General features: G+C 58.2%; 18 protein-coding genes. 6 read left to right on the top strand and 12 right to left on the bottom strand.

Annotated features, from left to right (window positions below; genetic code table 11):
* Positions 1-163: 163 nt before the first annotated feature.
* From ectA to CFB02_RS14185, 5 genes are all read right to left on the bottom strand, one after another.
* The gene (ectA, locus tag CFB02_RS14165; RefSeq protein WP_014578976.1) at positions 164-679 is read right to left on the bottom strand and encodes a diaminobutyrate acetyltransferase; all 516 of its coding nucleotides are present in this window, start codon (positions 677-679) and stop codon (positions 164-166) included.
* 148 nt (positions 680-827) lie between these two features.
* A complete protein-coding gene (locus tag CFB02_RS14170) occupies positions 828-1778 on the bottom strand; it encodes a hypothetical protein (protein WP_088558503.1) in 951 nt (316 codons plus the stop codon).
* Positions 1779-1782: 4 nt separating this feature from the next.
* Positions 1783-3186: a sodium:solute symporter family transporter gene (locus CFB02_RS14175; protein ID WP_088558504.1), complete on the bottom strand. Its 1404-nt coding sequence runs from the start codon at positions 3184-3186 to the stop codon at positions 1783-1785.
* Between the two features lie 436 nt (positions 3187-3622).
* Complete coding sequence (locus CFB02_RS14180) at positions 3623-4594, bottom strand: radical SAM protein (RefSeq protein WP_088558505.1); 972 nt, start codon at positions 4592-4594, stop codon at positions 3623-3625.
* Entirely contained in the window at positions 4581-6770 is a 2190-nt protein-coding gene (locus CFB02_RS14185; protein ID WP_088558506.1) for an FAD-dependent oxidoreductase, read from the bottom strand. The genes CFB02_RS14180 and CFB02_RS14185 overlap by 14 nt, the downstream gene beginning before the upstream one ends.
* A gap of 366 nt (positions 6771-7136) precedes the next feature.
* Here CFB02_RS14185 and CFB02_RS14190 point away from each other — a divergent pair, with 366 nt between their 5' ends.
* Both CFB02_RS14190 and CFB02_RS14195 read left to right on the top strand, forming a co-directional pair.
* Positions 7137-7448, top strand: a complete 312-nt coding sequence (locus CFB02_RS14190) for an EthD family reductase (protein ID WP_088558507.1) — start codon at positions 7137-7139, stop codon at positions 7446-7448.
* Positions 7449-7491: 43 nt separating this feature from the next.
* Complete coding sequence (locus CFB02_RS14195) at positions 7492-8664, top strand: ADP-ribosylglycohydrolase family protein (protein WP_088558508.1); 1173 nt, start codon at positions 7492-7494, stop codon at positions 8662-8664.
* 16 nt (positions 8665-8680) lie between these two features.
* On the opposite strand, the gene CFB02_RS14200 is transcribed toward CFB02_RS14195, so the two are convergent.
* Together CFB02_RS14200 and CFB02_RS14205 are read right to left on the bottom strand one after the other, a co-directional pair.
* Complete coding sequence (locus CFB02_RS14200) at positions 8681-9373, bottom strand: TVP38/TMEM64 family protein (RefSeq protein ID WP_088558509.1); 693 nt, start codon at positions 9371-9373, stop codon at positions 8681-8683.
* A gap of 142 nt (positions 9374-9515) precedes the next feature.
* Positions 9516-10538, bottom strand: coding sequence for a Fe(3+) ABC transporter substrate-binding protein (locus CFB02_RS14205; protein WP_088558510.1), 1023 nt, complete (start codon positions 10536-10538; stop codon positions 9516-9518).
* Positions 10539-10731: 193 nt separating this feature from the next.
* On the opposite strand from CFB02_RS14205, the gene CFB02_RS14210 reads away from it, so the two are divergent.
* On the top strand, positions 10732-11847 hold the full coding sequence (locus CFB02_RS14210) for an ABC transporter ATP-binding protein (protein ID WP_088558511.1): 1116 nt from the start codon (positions 10732-10734) through the stop codon (positions 11845-11847).
* Positions 11848-11854: 7 nt separating this feature from the next.
* Here CFB02_RS14210 and CFB02_RS14215 read toward each other — a convergent pair whose 3' ends face one another.
* From CFB02_RS14215 to CFB02_RS14225, 3 genes are all read right to left on the bottom strand, one after another.
* Complete coding sequence (locus CFB02_RS14215) at positions 11855-13567, bottom strand: ABC transporter permease (protein WP_088558512.1); 1713 nt, start codon at positions 13565-13567, stop codon at positions 11855-11857.
* A 148-nt stretch (positions 13568-13715) separates the two neighbouring features.
* A complete protein-coding gene (locus CFB02_RS14220; RefSeq protein WP_088558513.1) occupies positions 13716-14567 on the bottom strand; it encodes a UDP-2,3-diacylglucosamine diphosphatase in 852 nt (283 codons plus the stop codon).
* Between the two features lie 177 nt (positions 14568-14744).
* The gene (locus tag CFB02_RS14225) at positions 14745-15368 is read right to left on the bottom strand and encodes a YbhB/YbcL family Raf kinase inhibitor-like protein (RefSeq protein WP_088558514.1); all 624 of its coding nucleotides are present in this window, start codon (positions 15366-15368) and stop codon (positions 14745-14747) included.
* Between the two features lie 114 nt (positions 15369-15482).
* Between CFB02_RS14225 and CFB02_RS14230 the strand changes: the two genes are divergently transcribed.
* The 3 genes from CFB02_RS14230 to CFB02_RS18195 all read left to right on the top strand — a co-directional run bounded on the left by CFB02_RS14230 (position 15483) and on the right by CFB02_RS18195 (position 16844).
* Positions 15483-15815: an ankyrin repeat domain-containing protein gene (locus CFB02_RS14230; protein WP_008176856.1), complete on the top strand. Its 333-nt coding sequence runs from the start codon at positions 15483-15485 to the stop codon at positions 15813-15815.
* A 6-nt stretch (positions 15816-15821) separates the two neighbouring features.
* Complete coding sequence (locus tag CFB02_RS14235; protein ID WP_088558515.1) at positions 15822-16565, top strand: spermidine synthase; 744 nt, start codon at positions 15822-15824, stop codon at positions 16563-16565.
* Positions 16566-16667: 102 nt separating this feature from the next.
* Positions 16668-16844: a hypothetical protein gene (locus CFB02_RS18195; protein ID WP_172835831.1), complete on the top strand. Its 177-nt coding sequence runs from the start codon at positions 16668-16670 to the stop codon at positions 16842-16844.
* A 27-nt stretch (positions 16845-16871) separates the two neighbouring features.
* Here CFB02_RS18195 and CFB02_RS14240 read toward each other — a convergent pair whose 3' ends face one another.
* Together CFB02_RS14240 and yghU are read right to left on the bottom strand one after the other, a co-directional pair.
* Positions 16872-17432: a TIGR00730 family Rossman fold protein gene (locus tag CFB02_RS14240; RefSeq protein ID WP_088558516.1), complete on the bottom strand. Its 561-nt coding sequence runs from the start codon at positions 17430-17432 to the stop codon at positions 16872-16874.
* Positions 17429-18301, bottom strand: a complete 873-nt coding sequence (gene yghU, locus CFB02_RS14245) for a glutathione-dependent disulfide-bond oxidoreductase (RefSeq protein ID WP_088558517.1) — start codon at positions 18299-18301, stop codon at positions 17429-17431. Before yghU ends, CFB02_RS14240 begins: the two co-directional genes overlap by 4 nt.
* Positions 18302-18324: the final 23 nt, after the last annotated feature.

The following is an 18324-nucleotide window of genomic DNA, read 5'->3' on the forward strand; positions in this document are numbered from 1 at the left end:
GCTTATCGAAAACTGCTGATGGGGTAGCGATAGGCCTACCGTGCGTTGATTAAAGCCCTGTGACAGACCTACCTCAGTGGTCCGCCGGCTAATTCAAATCACAGCTTTACAGTCGTTCACAGCCCCGCAACCTTGTTGCCGGGCTGATCCAGGACCGCGGCCCTCAGGCTGGCTTCGTGAAAGGCCCTATACGCAGCAAGAACTCGGAATCGTGCTTGCCGCCAAAGTGGGTCTCTTTCTCGAAATGCTCGTGGTAGGTGAGCTCGGCTCCCATATCGCGGGCGAATGAACGGAACAGCGCCCATGAAGCCTCGTTGTCTTCGGTGATGGTTGTCTCCATGTGGGTGACGTTCTTGCACGCATCACGGCCAACGATTTCTTTCAGCATCCGCTTGGCCAGGCCCTGTCCACGACCTTTCTCATGCACGGCCACCTGCCAGACGAACACGGTTTCGGGCTGTTGAGGAGGGATGTATCCGGAGATAAAGCCGACCAGATCGCCGTCCTTCTCCGCGGCCACGCCGGTTTCGGCAAAGTGGCTGCACTGCAAGAGGTTGCAGTAAATCGAGTTGGGGTCCAGCGGCGGGCACTCTGCCACCAGCTGGTGGAGCCTGAAGCCATCATCTTTCACCGGTGTGCGAAGCGTGATGGCGGTGGTATTCGATCCTTCTGAGGTCATAACGAGATCAATTCGTGGCAAAAAGTTAGTGTTGAATTATATAGACCACAAAATATATTTCAAGTCAGGCCGAAAGGCCGCACACGGCGGGGCCCAGCCATCTATTTCAGAATAGACTGCTTTGGTCCATCTGCCAGTAACAGAATGGTTAAATTATGGAAGGGAAAACCACATCATCGGCACTCAGTGAGGTGCCAGTCAGAATCCGGTTCCGATAGGAGATGGCGGCGGGCGAGCCGGCCGGCCATAACCGATCAAACTCCGGCAGCCAGGCCTCAAGGGGGAAGGACACCGGCAGCAGAGAGACATGCAGCCCATGCCGCTCAATTCCGGCAACAGGCTCAATGACGGGGCTGGACAGACCAATCCGGGTGATCAGCCCACGCGGGTCTGATTGCAGATTCCCCATGCCTGCGGAGCCATTGTTCACCACCACCCGACTCTGCTCATCCACCAGCCCCGACCAGAGCACCGGCAGGCACGTGTGGGTTGAGGCAATGACATCGGCCCCCGACGCCAGGAACCATTGCGAGAGCTTGCCATCGTTACCTTCGACAAAAGCTTCGTGAGCCAACCCCCACCCGGCCAGAGACTCCAGATCCCCGTGCACCACCAAAACCTTTAGGCCTCCAAAGATCAGGCATCGATACCGCGGCAGCAAGGACAAGCGACGCTGGATATCCGGATGTTCCCCGGCAATGCCCTGGAGCCGCTCCATAATAAGGTTCGACCGTTCCACCACGCCCTGCTCGACAAAATCCGGGTAGGCGCAACCGCATCCGGCACCGGCACTGGGATTCGCCAGCTCGAAATCCACGTTCCCCAGACTGACCGTGTGATCCAGCACCCGGTTGTTGATGGTTCGGAACAGGCTATCGCTGGCGTTGAACCAGTTGAAGTCGCCATTGAACACCAGCTTCACCCGGTGTCCCTGACGCTCCTCCGCCAGCGCCATCTGCTCGATTTCATCGAGGGCCCAGGGATTCCCGTAAAGCCCTCCAATGATATACAGCACGTCCTCGGAAACCGTGCGGGGATCCTGGCAAAGCGATTCGGCAGAGTACCGGTACGCCAACGGACAGCTGCGGCCTTCGCTCATCGGCTCAGGCCTCCCCCGCCGCCAGCGACCGACCGGCAAGACGACGGAGCAATAAAGGCGTAAAGAAGCCAGCCGTGCAGATCAGGAAGCCGTAGGCGTTAACGCCCAGCAACATGGCGTACTTGCCATCGCCAATGGCCCAGCTTGCCGGAATCAGACCAACCGCCAGCAACACGCCAAGGCCCAGACCGGTCCAGAAACTCAGATGGAAACTCCAGGGCGACCACTTGGTGAAACCGTAGAACAGGAACACCGGCGCCAGCCCCATGACCATCGTCCCGGAGATGGTTGTGGCCTTGAGGATATCGGTGCCGGCGAACATCGGCAGGTTGCCCAGGAAGGCAAAGATAACCATCACGACCGCACCCACCCGCATGCTCGGCAGCTTGTCAGAGGCACGTTGCGCCAGCCTGGGCAGATCTACCGCCAGCGACTTGGCCAGCGACGTGAAAGTGGAATCCAGAGTGGACCCCGCCGAGGTCATCATCACCACGCTCATAAAGAACAACGCCGCCAGGCCCAGCGACTGGCCCACGGCAGCAGGCGCGTTGCCCATGGCCTCAATGCCGTTAAGCCGGGCGTGAACACCCACCAGACTGAAGATAAACACCGCTACGAAGCCCAGTAGCCCGGCCACCACAAAACTCTTGAGCATGGTCTTTTCCCTGTTCACAAAGCCCCGGTCGGTCAGCACCGGATCGTGGAACGGATAACTGAACAGCTGCAGCAAAGCCACCAGCAAGAGATCAAAGCCGGCATTGAGCCGGAACTCGCCGTTGGTCAGCAGGGCGCTGGTATCGTTGGCGGGTATGATCAGGAACAGCACCGCCCCAACAAAGAACACAAACACAAAGGCCTGAATCACATCAGTGAAAATCGACGACCGCAGCCCACCCTTCAGGCTGTAGGCCAGAGTAAACACCGTAAACAGCATCGCCGCCGCGTAATACTCCCACTCACCGGGCAACCCGAAATAGCCGCCCACCACCGCCGTGTTGCTCCAGACTTCGTTATAAAGCCGGATCAGAATCGCCGCCGCAAACGCCAGACTGGCCAGCCGGCCAAACCGGGAAGTCAGAAAATCCTGCAGGCTCCTGGCCCCGGTCTGGGTCCGGATCAGGTAAATCACATACCCCGCCACAGGAATCGACAGCCAGTAACTGGCATAGGCCAGACCGCCCACCACCCCATAAGCCGCACCCAGGTTCGCCGCATTGGTCACCGACTTGGCAAAGATCCAGCTGATAAAAATACTCGCCGTCAGCGACCACTGCCCCACCGGGTTACCCTGGTCATCGGCACCCTTATAGAACGAATTCGCGTTCTTGCTCCTGGGCGACAGCCAATACATCACCACGCCGTAGACCAGCAGGAATCCCCAGAACAGGGAGGCCTCTGTGAAGTTCATGTTTTCTTACCTTGTTCTTTGTCGTTTAGTCCGGGGTTTTTCCCGGGGTTTCTGGTTTGGGTGCCTTTCGGGACAGGCCGGTAGGGATTTCAAAAAAACGCCCGTGAACCCATCCATGGGGGGCTTGGTCGCGCCGTCCATGGCGCTCCACATTTTTTGAAATCCCTACCGGCCTATCCCTTGTTTAACCTCGGTGTTGGCATCCCCGGCAACGGAAATAGGCTCCAACGAACTCTGACGGACCTTTCTTCTTTCTTTTCTTTCCCACTCAACAACCGAATAGCAAAGCCGTACCCGCGGTCTGGGTGGTGAGGTTATTTTCCCGCCAGGAAAAAGATGTCTGAGCGAAGCGAGTTGTTTTTCCCAAGGGAAAATAACCTCACCTCCCAGGCCGCCAATGACCAGCCATCAGTCCTGAGAGGCCAAGAACCAAAACTCAGGCAGGCGCCGAACAACTAGCCCCAAAGCGGTAACAGGAAAAACACCGGTGATGCCGCAACATAATGCGCTCATCCATACTCTCGGCCAGCGTCCCCCCCAGGTCATACTGCGGGTCATCGTCCACCAAAGTGCAGGCATACACCCGAACCTCATCGCCCTTCTTCACCAGCATCCGCGTATAGGTGCACATGAAATGGGAGCGAGCCTCCTTGGTCGGATACTTCTCCATGCAGGTCTCGGTAATCTCCGGGCTGCCGTCTTCCGAGCCTGGCGTACCCAGATCCGGAAATGCGGTGAATGCCAGGTTCTCCGGAATGCCCCACTCCCGGAAGATGTCATGGAACGCGGCTTCGACATCTGCCGGAATTTCCTCCGGATCGGTCTGGCGGGCAATGGACACCTTGAAGCCCTGATCGACCAGCCAGCGGATGCCCTGCAAGGCCTCATCGAAGCTGCCGTCGCCGCGGTCCTTGTCGTGACGGGCCCTGTCCGGGAAGTCCAGGCTGACCCGGAAATGAATCGGGTAGGGGTTGTCCCGCAAAGGCAGTACCTGATGCTGTCGCTTGTGCAGCGGCTCGGTGGCGTTGGTCAGCACGAAGCAGGGCCGGTGCTGGCTGGCGTAATTCAGAATATTGACGAAGTCCCGGATCACAAAGGGCTCACCACCGGTGAAGGAAAACTGCTCCACGCCCATGTCGATGGCTTCGTGGATAAACGGCTTTACATCACTGAGCTTCATGCCCGGAATGCGGCCATCGCCGGGATGGGAACCTTCCAGGCAGAAGGGGCAGGCCAGGTTGCAGGCGGTGCCGGTGTGGATCCACAGCTCTTTCAGCTTGTCCGCATCAATGTACCCTCTCGGGTCGCCATTGCGGGTGTGGGTCCAGCTATCACGGGCCCGGGGCTCGAGGACTTCCACGGCCGGGATGCGTTGTTTCCGGGCCGTTCTGGTTTCAGTCAGGGGCATAGATGCTCCTCGGTGTATTCGTGTTTTTCCCACGGCGCCAGCCGTGCAGTTTCTCAAGCAGCTTCAGAATGCCCTCGGGGGCATGAGCGCGCTTCCATTCACCGGCAGCGTATTTCGCCGACTCGTTCCAGGTCGGGTACGGGTGAATGGTGCCCAGGATCTTGTTCAGGCCCAGGCCGTGTTTCATGGCCAGGGTGAATTCGGCCAGGATTTCCCCGGCGTGGCTGCCAACCACAACGGCGCCCAGGATCTTGTCCTTGCCCGGCGGGGTCAGCACCTTGATAAAACCATGATCCTCACTCTCGGCAATGGCGCGATCCAGATCATCCAGCCCGTAGCGGGTCACTTCGTAGGCCACGCCCTGCGCGGTTGCCTCGGCTTCACTGAGTCCCACCCGCGCCACTTCCGGCGAGGTAAAGGTCACCCAGGGCATTACGCGGTAGTCTACCTTGAAGCGCTTGAACTGCCCGAACAGACCGTTGACCGCCGCGTACCAGGCCTGATGGGCCGCCGCGTGGGTAAACTGGTAAGGACCAGCCACATCGCCGCAGGCAAATACATTCGGGTACCTCAGGCTCATGTCTTCTTCCACCGGTACGGTTCCGTTCGGCAGGGTATCCACACCAATCCGCTCAAGGTTCAGGCCGGCGGTGTTGGCCGCACGGCCAACGGCCACGAGCACCTGGTCGAAGGGGATACGTACCCGCTCACCGTCATGCTCGCAGTACGCAACCTTCTCTCCTTCCTCTATACGGAACTCGGCGGCGGAATGTTTCAGCCGGACATCCACACCGTCCGCCTGGAACTGCTTCAGAACCAGTTCGGAGACATCCTCATCCTCCCTGGCCAGCAGGCGCTCGCCCATCTCCACCTGGGTCACCTTGCTGCCCAGTCGGGCAAAGGCATGGGCCAGTTCAGAGCCAATCGGACCACCGCCCAGCACCAACAGACGTTCCGGCTGCTCTTCCAGCTCCCACAGGTTGTCGGACGTCAGCGGCTGCATGTCCTTGAGACCAGGGATCGGAGGTACGGCCGGCTTACCGCCGGTGGCAACGACGATACTGCGGGCAGTCAGGCGCTCGGTGCGGCCATCGTTGTGCCGGACCTCAAGCTCCCAGGGCGACACGAAGCTGGCTTCACCGGCGATACATTCCACGCCCAGCTTTCGGTAACGCTCCGGGGAGTCGTGGGGCTCCACTTTGGCGATAACATCCTTGACCCGATTCATGATGGTCTTGAACGAGCCTTTAACCGGCACCGATTCCAGCCCGTACCGATTGGCATGGCGCAGGGTATCAGCGGCCTTGGCGCTGCGGATCAGAGCCTTGGAGGGCACGCAGCCGGTATTCAGGCAATCGCCACCCATCTTGTGCTTCTCTATCAGAGCCACCTTGGCTTTCACGGCTGCGGCAATATAGGCCGAGACCAGACCCGCGGAGCCACCGCCAATCACCAGCAGGTTGTAATCGAAATGTTCGGGCTTCTGCCAGCCGGCGTACACTTTGCGGCGGCGGATAAAGCCCACCACAAATTTGGCAATCAGCGGGAACAGGCCCAGCAGCGCGAAGGAGAGCAGCAGATCGGCCGAGACAATGTCCCCGGTGGACTGGATCTGGCCCAACTGGGTGCCGGCGTTCACGTAAACAAAGGTGCCAGGCAACATGGCGATCCAGCTTACCAGCGCATAGGTGCGCAGTTTCATGGCCGTCAGGCCCATGGCCAGGTTGATCAGGAAGAAGGGAAACACCGGCACAAGCCGCAGGGTTGCAAGGTAGAAGGCGCCGTCTTTCTCAATGCCGCGATCCATCTTCGCCACGGTTTCGCCATACCGTTTTCGAAGCGTGTCTCGCATCAGGAACCGCGCCACCAGGAAAGCAAGCGACGCACCGATAGTTGAAGCAACGGAGACGGCTGCCAGACCGTAGAGATTGCCGAAAAACGCACCACCGGCCAGCGTCATGATGGTAGCGCCTGGCAGAGAGAGGGCTGTTACCACGACATAAACAACAACGAAGCCCAGCACCGCAACCAACAGATTCTGGTCAATCCAGTTACCGAGGGACTGTTGGTTTTCCTTCAGGTTCTCGAGAGTCAGAAGCTCGCTACCGCCACTGGCAATAAACCCGACAACCACAGCCGCAATCAACGCGACCAGAATCCATTTCTTGAGTGTCATGAAATAATCCTTTCTACCTTGAACGTGATAACGAAGAGACACCCCAATCCCGGAAGTGTTACATCAAACCTTGGGCTCAGTGTTCGTTACCGGCTTACCGTTGTTTTACGTCGTTCGGCAACGCATTGTGTCAACGATTGCTCATGAATATCTAACAATTTGATTACGCATACCATGCTAAGTACGCGGGGAACTTATCTGCCGACTTCCAGAGCTTCCCCTATTCTTGAACAATTGCTCATAAAAGGAAACGTTTTCATGGCTTGTTACGTCACCACAGAACAACCAAACGGATCCGGGGATTGACGAAAATGTGGCAGGAGCGCTAAAAGAAGGTTCCCGCGATTCCACAAACCGAGGCCCAAAATGATCAAAGTCAGCGTCATGTATCCGAAAACCGCCGAGAGCAACTTTGACCTCGCCTACTACCGAGACACGCATATGGCGTTGGTACGCGACAGGCTGGGCGATGCCTGCAAGCGCACAGCCATCGAATCCGGGTTGGCCGGCGGCGCCCCGGGAGAGGGCCCCACTTACATTGCCATGGGCCATATGTATTTTGACTCTGTTGGTGATTTCCAAACCGCGTTCGGCCCCCATGCCAAGGAAATCCTTGGCGACATTCCAAACTTCACCAACGTTCAGCCAACGGTCCAGATCAGCGACGTTATCGAATAATCCTTCAGGTCGGACTCACAAACCGGACATCAAGGATCCCCCCATGGTCAGCAATCTCCCTCCCGAAAGAAAAGCTGCCATTACCGCTGCTCTGGCAGGAGGCTGGGTCGCAGACGCAGCCAGCCTGGGTTTGCACTGGCTCTACAACAGCGAGCGCATTCTGGAGGTGGGTGGACAGTCGCCCGAATTCCTGCCTCCCCGAGCCGAGTACTACACAAAGGGATTCGGTTATTTCGCTCACGAGGGGAAACAGGTTGGGGATGTGAGTCACTACGGCGCTGCCACCGGCGTGCTGACCGACAGTTTACTGGCCACCAACGGCAATCTGGACATCCGCGATTACCAGCGCCGGTTTCGTTCATTCTTTGGCCCCGGTGGCCAGTGGCAAGGATTCATCGATAACCCGACGCGGATCACGCTGGAAAATTTCAATGCTATCGAGCACAGGGCGGTCGAAGAGGCACAGTCCGGCATGCCCGATGATCTTTCCGACAAACAGAAGCGAATTCTGGTGCAGAAGGTCATGCCCTACACCCGCCGTCTGAGCGGCAGCGCGCTTGCACAGCCGGTGCGGGAGGCCATCAGCCTGACGTACAAGGAAAAGGCCATTCAGGAGGCCGGCGTTCATCTGGCGGAAACCATTGACCGCAATCTGGTACCGGAGAGTGGCGCCGACGACATGCAGTTGCCTGCCGTCTCCAAACTGCCGCCACTCGTTGCCTCCCATAGCGGAAGCACAAACCTCCTGGACGTTGTTGAAGCAGCCGTGCGTGTTACCAATAACAACGTCGAGGCCGTTGCCTGGGCAAAGTGTGCAGCGGTGCTTCTGGACGGGCTATTCAGGGGCGAGACTCTTGCCAAGGCAATGAATTCGGCCATCGCCGAAGCACCCGATCAGGCGTCCCTCAAACGGGCACTTGAGAGCTCGGAACTAAACGGCGTTGCTGCCGGTGACACGTTTGGCCGTACCTGTTACCTGCAGGAAGCCATGCCGGTCAGCTTTCACATTCTGAACACGGCCCGGAGCTACACCGAAGCCATCCGCGCGAATATTCATTGTGGCGGCGACTCCTGCGGCCGCGCCTGGCTGATTGGCCCGGCCATGGCGGCCATGCACGGTGTTGGCGGTGAGAAGGGCATTCCACTGAGCTGGCTGGCCAGGGTAACGAATGCTGCGACCGTCTATCAGGATATCGAGTCGCTTTTGGGAAATTGAGAATCTGCAGCGGGAATCAAACCCTTCCATCAAGCTGCAGCCAGCGAGCCAGACGGGAATGTGGGCGACGCCGCAGGTAAAGGGGCAACGTGCTCATGACCAGCAATACCGTGGCTGCCGCTACAACGGTCAGGGTGGGGTTAAGCTCGAGGGTATGCCCCAAGCCGGCAAACACAAAGGTCATGGGTAACATTCCAATGACCGTTGCCAGGGCGTAACGCCAGAGATGGATCGCCGTTACGCCGGCGGCATAGCTGATCAGGGCGAAGGAAAACACCGGGATCAAACGGGTGAGAAGAACGGCAATAAACAGGAACCGCTGTGACCCTCTGGCCGAGAATACCGGGTTGTTTTCAAGCTTCTGCTGAACAGCATCCCGCCCGAGCACTCGCGCCAGATAAAAGGCAATCAGCGAACCCGCCAGGGCACCGGCTACCGCGATTGCCGTTCCGTTAAACATTCCATAAACCAGGCCGGACGCCGCACTGATCGGCAACGTGGGTATTGGCCCAACCACGACCGCAAGAACCATCAGGAGCATCAGTAATACCGGCCCCAGAGCCCCCTGATTGGCAAACCAGTCAGACAGCACCGTTGGTGCAAAGCTGGCAGGCATGCCCAGTTGCCGCAGCAGAAGCCAGATCATGGCCATCAAAAACGCGACAATGGCAAGAAAGGAGAGACGGAAAACCAGCGGCGATCGGGTCATCCGGCTATTCTACCCGCTCATCCGGCAACAGGAAGCACAGCCGGTGCCTCAATAAAATAAAAGGGCCGGATGTCTCACCAACATCCGGCCCTTGAGCACGCTCTCTCAAGCGTGATCTGCGATCAATTTCGTGATCCTTCGATTAACGCCAGCCCACACGGTCGAAGATTTTCACCGCTTCCGGGTTGTTGGTGCCCAGAACGCTCACATTGATGTCATCAATGTTCAGGTTGCCCCAGGAATCCAGCACCGGATTCTTCAGTACGCCTTCTACAGCCGGGAACTCGTGATTGCTCTCAGCGAAAATCTGCTGGGCGGTATCGGAAGACAGGAACTCCAGGAACCGGACAGCGTTGTCGCGGTTAGGCGCGGTAGCCACCACACCCGCACCACCGATGTTGGCGTGAACACCGCGGCCATCCTGGTTCGGAAAGATAATGCCAACCTCCCGGGCCACTTCACGGTCTGCAACATCATCAGAGTTCAGCAGGCGCGCGTAGTAGTAATGGTTGCCAACCGCCAGGTTGCATTCACCGGCAGCCACAGCGCGGATCTGATCGGTGTCACCACCCTGGGGATCACGGGCCATGTTATTGACTACGCCCTGCGCCCACTCCTCAGCGCCTTCTTCGCCGTGGTACTCAATCAGGCTTGCCAGCAGCGACTGGTTGTAAATGTTGCTGGAGGACCGGATGCAGATCTCGCCCTTGAATTCCGGCTTGGCCAGGTCCTCGTACTGACTGATCCGGGAAGGATCAAAGTCTGAACGATCGTAGTAGATCGCGCGCAGACGCTGACTGAAGCCGAACCAATGCCCTTCCGGATGACGCAGGAAATCCGGCAGACGGCTGTTCAGAATTTCGGAATCCACCGGCTGGAAAATGCCTTCCTGGTCGGCTCGCCAGAGGTTACCCGCGTCAACGGTAATCAGGATATCCGCCGGGCTGGCGACACCTTCTCGCTGGATTCGCTGGATCAACGCATCGGACTTGCCCTCAATCAGGTTGACCTTGATGCCGGTCTCCTCGGTGAAGGCGTTATAAATTGCCTGGTCCGAATCGTAGTGCCGCGCAGAGTAGAGGTTGACTTCGCTCGCGGAGACACTCGTTGCTGCCAGTGTTGTTGCCAGGGCAGTGGCTGCCAGCTTCGCTTTATGAGATACCACGGGATCTCTCCTTGGTTGCTAATTACTATTGGAGGTGAAAACGATTAGTATTTAGATGTGATTTAAACGGACCCTGGCATAGAAGTCAATAAATAGGAATCAGTCGCTTTTACGTATTCAATACACAATCAGACGCAACACGCTTACAATTGCATCTCCACTGGAGTTTGAACCGGAAGGCTGGATCGGCACCATGAGTATTTATCAGGAAAGCCCAACCTACAGCGATCAACTCGAGAACGGCCTGTCGGGCCCGTCATTGATGCTTGACCGCGTGCATTGCCAATTCCATGGCGATAGCGTTGTCAAAGACATCAACCTGCACCTCGAAGCAGGTGAAGTCGTCTGCCTCCTCGGCCCTTCTGGCTGCGGCAAAACAACGCTGCTGCGTATCGCTGCAGGCCTCCAGATGCCGTCCCGCGGCAAAGTCTTTCTCGGCAGTTCCCTGGTCTCGGCACCCGGTGGCGTGCAGGTACCTCCGGAAAAGAGGAATGTGGGCCTGGCATTCCAGGAATCTGCACTCTTCCCCCATCTGACGGTGCTGGAGAACGTCTGCTTTGGCATCAGCTCCATGCCGAAAAAGCAGCAACGTTCCCGCGCAATCGAACTGTTGGGGCGCCTGGGCATGGCCGATGCCGCCAATGTTTACCCACATACCCTCTCAGGCGGTCAGCAGCAGCGGGTAGCCCTGGCCAGGGCCCTTGCTCCGTCGCCACGGGTCATGCTGCTGGACGAACCCTTTTCCAGCCTTGACGCCCGGCTGCGCGACCAGATTCGGGACGATACTCTGCATGTGCTGAAAGAGCTGAACACGGCCACCCTTCTGGTCACTCATGACCCGGAGGAAGCCATGTTTATGGCGGATCGGATCGCACTGATGCGAGACGGAGAGATCGTGCAAACGGGAACTCCTACGGATCTCTACTGCAATCCCGCCGAGCCGTTCGTGGTCAACTTTTTCGGGCAGGTGAACGAACATCGCGGCGTTGTCCACAACGGCGTGGTAACAACGCCATTGGGCCACCTGGAGGCTAAAGGTTTCGGGGACGGCAGCAGCGTTCGAATTCTGATACGCCCGGAGGCGGTCAAAGTCAGGCAACTTGAAGGACAAGCCGGTGACGACCGTACCAGCCATGTTCTGATGTCCCGACTGCTCGGCCCGACCAGTCTGTTGCATATTTGTGCTCACGGTCCAAACGGACAGGAAATGCACCTGCATGCAAAGGTGCCCGGGGTGTTCCTGCCGGAAGAGGGGCAGGCTGTCTCGCTTGAGCTGGATATGTCGCAGGTTTTTCTGTTCGGCGAGTAAACCGTGACTACCCCGTTTTACTTCCCGGGCGGGAACGACGCATCGCCAGGCTCAGAATGACCACCGGAATGATCCCGACCACAACAATGGCGAGGGAGGACATGGCCGACTCGGCCAATCGCTCGTCAGAGGCCAGGCTGTAGGCACGGACCGCCAGGGTATCGAAGTTGAACGGCCTGAGTATGATGGTCGCCGGCAGCTCCTTCATCACATCCACAAACACCAGTATGCCGGCCGCCAGCAGGCTACTGCGCATGATCGGCGTGTGAACCTTGCGCAAGGTGCCACCGGCGGTTTGACCGAGGGTTCGCGCAGCTGCGTCCATTGAGGGCGTAACCTTCCCCAGGCTGGCCTCAACCGTATTGAAGGATACGGCCAGGAATCTCACGGTATAGGCGTAGATCAGGACAAAAGCGCTGCCACTGAGCACCAGACCCACCATGAAACCAAAGTTGTCACGCAGGAAGAGATTGAGCTTCTGATCCAGCCAGGCCAGCGGAATCATAATGCCAACGGCAATGACAGACCCGGGGATGGCATAGCCCATGGCCGCAATCCGGTTCGCACTCCGGACCCAGGAGCTGGGATTCAGCCGTGCGCCGTAACTCAGCATTACCGCAAGCGTAACGGCAACCAGGGCCGCACTTGAGGCGAGTATCAGACTGTTGAACGCGAATTCCAGAAAACGCGTCCCGAAAAGGCTGTCGCCGGTCGTAATCGCCATTTCCAGCAGAATCAGGGCCGGAACAATAAAACCGATGAGAACAGGCAGGAAACACACTGCAAAGGCGAGCGCAGCCTGACCTGAATTCAGCGAATACTCGGGCAATGCCTGATACCGTGCCGAGGTATGGTATTGCTTGCCACCGCGGGAAACGCGCTCCAGGACAACAACAAGAACGACGAACACCAGCAGGCAGGCTGCCAGCTGAGCCGCTGCAACCGGCTCACCCAGGCCAAACCAGGTCCGGTAGATTCCGGTGGTGAAGGTATCGACGCCAAAGAACTGGACTGCCCCGAACTCGTTCAGTGTTTCCATCAGGACCAGCGAAACGCCGCCGATAATCGCAGGACGGGACAGCGGCAGAGCAATGCGTTTGAACATACGCCACGGTCCCAGGCCCAGAGTGCGGCCAACATCAAGTGCACTTACCGACTGCTCCATGAACGACGCCCGGGCAAGCAGGTACACATAGGGGTAGAGCACCATGGTAATCAGCAGGGCAGCACCGCCCAGGGACCGGATATCCGGAAAGTAATAGTCGCCAAACTCCCAGCCGAACCACTCGCGCAACGCGTTTTGCAGTGGCCCCGCAAACTGCAGGAAATCCGTGTAAGCATAGGCAATGACGTAGGTTGGCACCGCCAGCGGCAGCAGGAGAGCCCACTCGAACAGCCGCCTGCCGGGAAACCGGCACATAACCACCAGCCAGGCACAGGCAGTGCCAATCAGGGTGGTTCCTACGGCCACAGAGACACTGAGCACCACGGTGTTGCTGAGGTATCTTCCAAGCACCGTGTTGACAAGGTGTTGCCAGACTTCACCGGACGGGAAAAACACATGGGCAAGGATGACCAGCACTGGCATCGCAACCAGCAGGGCGATCACGAGGGTGCTGACCGTCCAGGCGTTGAGACGACGCGCGCGATGACTGGCGGCGCCGGTTCCGGGACCAGAGCCAGCAAAACCGCTTGTCTGTGATGTCGTATGTTCAGCCATAAAGCCTATGAAGGGCTGGTAGGGACACGGAGTATAAGGGATACGATGGCGTTATGAAAAATAGCCACCCTGAAGGAAAGGTATTGAAGCCTCGAGGGGGCCTGAGCGAGTGCCAGGGCAGGCGGCCGTGGTCGCCGCACACCGCTGCTCAGCTGGCGAGCCGGTTGACCTGCTCCACGAACGCCGCAGGCAAGGTATCAATCACCGGCCGGGCTTCTCCGCACACATCCGGATGCGGGGCGTCAGGCTCTCTGGCCAGAACATTGGGGTTTTCCGACCAATGCAGCAGCTCCAGTGTGCCGTTCTCCTGCTCCACCAGCGCCGTGCAGTGTTCTACCCAATCGCCGTCATTGCAGTAAAGACCATCTTCGCTGCGCAGGAAGCCGGCGGAGTGGATGTGGCCACAGATAAAACCGTCGTAGTTGCCCTTTTCCGCGACCGTCAGCGCCGCGAGTTCAAACCGTCGGATGAACGTGCGTGCCTTGCCGATTCTGCTCTTTACCCAGGCTGCCAGCGACCAGTAGGGCTTGCCCTTGAGCCGGCGCCAGGCGTTGAACCAGCGGTTCAGGCGGAGCAGGATACCGTGGGCACGGTCACCGACCAGAAGCATCAGTGGGCTGCATCGCACCACCTGATCAAACTGGTCGCCGTGGCAGACCATGAAGCGTCGACCATCAGCCGTGGTATGCACAGCTTTGTACTGCAGTTCAATTCCGGCAATGGTCTGGCCGCAGAACCGGCGCAGGAAATCGTCGTGGTTACCGGGCACATAGACCACCCGCGTTCCACTGGCCGCCAGCTCAATGAGTTTGTGAATGACGGCCTGATGGGAATCCGGGAAGTGAACCCGTCGCTGCATCGCAATCAGGTCGATGATATCGCCCACCAGATACAGAGTTTCGCAACGGACATGGTTCAGGAAATCCAGCAGATACTCGGCCTGGCAGTCAGCCGTGCCCAGGTGCACATCGGAAATGAAAACGCTCCGGTAGCTCCGCATCTTGCCTCCCGTCTTTCAACCATTCCGGATGCTGACACCTTGGCAAGACCGGGTGACGGGGCCATGACAACAACAAGACACTTCTGTGACGTTCAGAAAGGAGTCAGGGGGAGGGAACGATGGCTATCCGGTAACCGATGGGGTTACCGGAATATTACTGCTCGGTGTCTGAATCCGTTAGCGCAGGTCCGGATTCAGGGTGTAGGTGCCCGTCACCCGGGCGCTGGCCAGTACGTGACCTGCCATTGCTTCGCGCACATCGTTACCATCGAACTCGCCATCCAGGGCAAGGGTATCCACATCCAGTGCGTGCACCTCGAAGTGGTAGTGATGGATGATCTCATCGTTCCAGGGCGGACAGGGACCATCGTACCCGGCGTAGGTGCCGTTCATGTCGGGATTGCCCGCCAGGAACTGGGTGTAATTGTTCACGCCGCGGATACCGATGGGACCGGGCCCCGGCTCCTTGCCCTTCGGAATCACGCCATCGCTGTCTTCGCCTTCCGGAATCCGGGTGGTGCCGGCAGGCACATCCACCAGCAGCCAGTGGAAAAAATCGACCCTCGGGATGTCCCTGGAAACCGTCTTGCCTTCCTGGTTCACATCATCCGCAACGCTGGGCACATCCGGATCAAACATCATCACCACGAAGCTTTTCGTGCCCTCGGGCGCACCGTCCCAGACAATTTCGGGGTTCCGGTTGGGACCGAAGCTCATGTGGTCATCTTCGCTGTATACCCCGAATGCGAACTTTTCCGGAATCGGCTGGCCTTCTTCGATGCCTTCAACCTCTAGTTTCACGGCGTTGCCTCCTGTCGTTTTTAGCCTTGGGCTCATTGACTGTGTCTGGGACAGTCTCATTCTGTGATAATACGTTTTTAACACAAAATCGATTGAACTGACCACGGAGCCCCGATGAGCCAACAGAAGCCCGGCAAGCCACAACAACCCGCGAACCAGAAAGACGAGGATGCGGTTGCCTTCGCCCAGGGTATTTTCGAACTGGCCCGCAACGGCGGTGCCGGACCTCTGAGCGTGATGCTTGATGCCGGCGTCCCGGTGAACATGCGCACCAGCGAGGGCGAGACCCTGCTGATCCTGGCCAGCAAGCACGGCCACCCGGAAACGGTACGTCTGCTACTGGAAAAAGGCGCCGATCGCGAAGCGAAGGACAGCAACGGCAATACCGCTCTGTCGCTGGCAAAAACCGACAGCGTAAAGCGCCTGTTCGAAGAATCCGGCCGGTAAGCCGGCATGTTCAACAAAGGCGAGATTATCCACCACACCCGGGATGCCCTGGGCAGCATCCTGGTGGTCGATTACCGCAAACACCGGGTGCTTACCTTCAATTCGGTGTTCGAGCAGAGCAAGATCGACCGTCGCTTTCCCTACCTGCCAGTGCACGAGTACAACCGGGCCATGATGCTGCCAGCGGTCTTTGCCAATCCCCGCCACGTCACCATTCTGGGCCTGGGCGGCGGCGTGATAGCCGGCGCTTTTCACCATCTCTATCCCGAGTGCCGGATACACGCCGTCGAACTGCGTCAGGCGGTGCTGGACACCGCCAGGGAATTTTTTGACCTGCCCGGCAGTGAACGCCTTGAGGTCACCATTGCCGATGCCCGGGATGCCCTGGAAAAGCTGCCGGAGGCGAGCACGGATATGATTCTGGCCGATCTTTACAGCGCAGACCGGATGAGCCCTGCACAGGCCCAGAAACAGTTTGTGGATGAGTGCGCCCGGGTGCTCACGGAGGACGGCTGGCTGGTGCTGAATTACCACCGGACTCCGGATGTCCATGGGGCTTACTTCCGGCGGCTCAAGAGGCACTTTGCGGTGCTTCTTGGCTTTCGAAGCAAAAGTAACAACACCGTGGTTTATGCCAGCAAACAGCACTTCCAGTCGGTACACCCGAAGGACCCTGTGCTGGCGGAACTGGAGAACCGGCTACCAATAGACTGGCGTCGATTGATGGCGAAAGTCAGCCGGATGGAGTGAACTGGAAAACCGTTTCAGAATTGATCTGCGTCCTTGATGATTACCGGGGATGATCCATAGTTACGGATATGGAATCCACTGTATTCGAGAGGAGTACCGACCATGACTGACGAAGACTATGAGAAATTACACCCTTACCTGAGTGGCTTCACGCAGTTCTACATTGATCTTTACACCAATCGGCCTGATGAAGAGAACCGGAAGCGGCTTATAAAGCTAGAAGGTTTATTGCACGAGCAGCTGGAAGCGATTGAGAAAGCGAAGGAAGAAAAGGAATAAGGCCCGGCTACGCCAGGCCCTGGCAAATCAGGCCCACTTTTCCCCGGGGCTCTGGTAGTCCCGGAAAGCCTGGTGCAGCGCATCCGGCTGGTCGGCCCTGATGAGCATGTCGATGTATTGCTGCTGCAAAAATCCGGCACGCTCCATGTTCTCTGCCATCGCCAGCAACGGGTCAAAAAACCCGTTGACGTTGTAGATGGCACAGGGCTTCTGGTGCAGCCCCAACTGGCCCCAAGTCCAGGCTTCGAACAGCTCTTCCAGCGTGCCAATGCCACCCGGCAATGCGACAAAGCCGTCGGCCAGATCCGCCATCAGGGCCTTGCGCTCGTGCATGTTTTTAACCACATGCAGCTCGGTCAGACCGGAGTGGGCCAGTTCCCGGTCTCGCAGATGCTCGGGGATCACCCCGTGAACCCTGCCGCCAGCGGCCAATACCGCATCGGCAACTATGCCCATCAGGCCGACATGGCCACCGCCAAACACCAGCTCAATGCCATTACAGCCAAAATAGTCACCCAACTCCCGAGCCTTGTCGACGTATAGCGGATCATTGCCCGACCGGGAGCCGCAATAGACCGCAATCTTCATTCGCCATCCCCGATCTTGTCCTGGGTCTGGGTCTCGAAATCGCTGGCATCATGGCGTTCGTGCAGCTGGCTGCTCGGCTCACCCCAGGCCCGGTTGACCATGCGGCCACGCCTGACTGCCGGACGCTGGGCAATCTCGTCGGCCCAGCGAATGACGTTGGTATAGGTGTGGGCTTCCAGGAACTCGGCCGCGTCATACACCTTGTTTTTCACCAGGGCGCCGTACCAGGGCCAGATCGCCATATCGGCGATGGTGTATTCATCGCCCGCGATGTAGCGGTTATTGGCCAGCTGCCGGTCGAGCACATCCAGCTGACGCTTGACCTCCATGGTGTAGCGATTGATCGGGTACTCGTAGTATTCCGGCGCGTAGGCGTAGAAATGACCGAAGCCGCCACCGAGCATGGGCGCACTGCCCATCTGCCAGAACAGCCAGTTCATGGTCTCCGCGCGTCCCGCGATGTCACTCGGCAGGAAGGCCCCGAATTTTTCCGCCAGGTAAAACAGGATGGACCCGGATTCGAACAGGCGGATGGAGGGGCTGACGCTGTGGTCCATCATGGCGGGAATCTTGGAGTTGGGGTTCACCTCTACAAAACCGCTGCCAAACTGATCGCCTTCGGTGATTTTGACAAGCCAGGCATCGTACTCGGCCTCTTTAATGCCCAGTTCCAGCAGCTCTTCGAGCATCACCGTCACTTTTACCCCGTTAGGTGTAGCCAGTGAGTACAGCTGCAACGGGTGTTTGCCAACCGGCAGCTCCTTATCGTGCGTCGGACCAGCGATGGGGCGGTTAATGCTCGCAAACCGACCTCCGCTCTCAGAGTCCCATTTCCAGACTTTGGGTGGCGTGTAGGTAGCGTCGGTCATGGCATTTCTCCTCACAAAGTAGC

It is taken from the genome of Marinobacter sp. es.042, assembly GCF_900188315.1.
GTDB lineage: Bacteria > Pseudomonadota > Gammaproteobacteria > Pseudomonadales > Oleiphilaceae > Marinobacter.

Coding starts and splice junctions, on each gene's coding strand:
- ectA (WP_014578976.1), bottom strand. CDS start 679: ATGACCTCAGAAGGATCGAATACCACCGCCATCACGCTTCGCACACCG.
- CFB02_RS14170 (WP_088558503.1), bottom strand. CDS start 1,778: ATGAGCGAAGGCCGCAGCTGTCCGTTGGCGTACCGGTACTCTGCCGAA.
- CFB02_RS14175 (WP_088558504.1), bottom strand. CDS start 3,186: ATGAACTTCACAGAGGCCTCCCTGTTCTGGGGATTCCTGCTGGTCTAC.
- CFB02_RS14180 (WP_088558505.1), bottom strand. CDS start 4,594: ATGCCCCTGACTGAAACCAGAACGGCCCGGAAACAACGCATCCCGGCC.
- CFB02_RS14185 (WP_088558506.1), bottom strand. CDS start 6,770: ATGACACTCAAGAAATGGATTCTGGTCGCGTTGATTGCGGCTGTGGTT.
- CFB02_RS14190 (WP_088558507.1), top strand. CDS start 7,137: ATGATCAAAGTCAGCGTCATGTATCCGAAAACCGCCGAGAGCAACTTT.
- CFB02_RS14195 (WP_088558508.1), top strand. CDS start 7,492: ATGGTCAGCAATCTCCCTCCCGAAAGAAAAGCTGCCATTACCGCTGCT.
- CFB02_RS14200 (WP_088558509.1), bottom strand. CDS start 9,373: ATGACCCGATCGCCGCTGGTTTTCCGTCTCTCCTTTCTTGCCATTGTC.
- CFB02_RS14210 (WP_088558511.1), top strand. CDS start 10,732: ATGAGTATTTATCAGGAAAGCCCAACCTACAGCGATCAACTCGAGAAC.
- CFB02_RS14215 (WP_088558512.1), bottom strand. CDS start 13,567: ATGGCTGAACATACGACATCACAGACAAGCGGTTTTGCTGGCTCTGGT.
- CFB02_RS14220 (WP_088558513.1), bottom strand. CDS start 14,567: ATGCGGAGCTACCGGAGCGTTTTCATTTCCGATGTGCACCTGGGCACG.
- CFB02_RS14230 (WP_008176856.1), top strand. CDS start 15,483: ATGAGCCAACAGAAGCCCGGCAAGCCACAACAACCCGCGAACCAGAAA.
- CFB02_RS14235 (WP_088558515.1), top strand. CDS start 15,822: ATGTTCAACAAAGGCGAGATTATCCACCACACCCGGGATGCCCTGGGC.
- CFB02_RS18195 (WP_172835831.1), top strand. CDS start 16,668: ATGACTGACGAAGACTATGAGAAATTACACCCTTACCTGAGTGGCTTC.
- CFB02_RS14240 (WP_088558516.1), bottom strand. CDS start 17,432: ATGAAGATTGCGGTCTATTGCGGCTCCCGGTCGGGCAATGATCCGCTA.
- yghU (WP_088558517.1), bottom strand. CDS start 18,301: ATGACCGACGCTACCTACACGCCACCCAAAGTCTGGAAATGGGACTCT.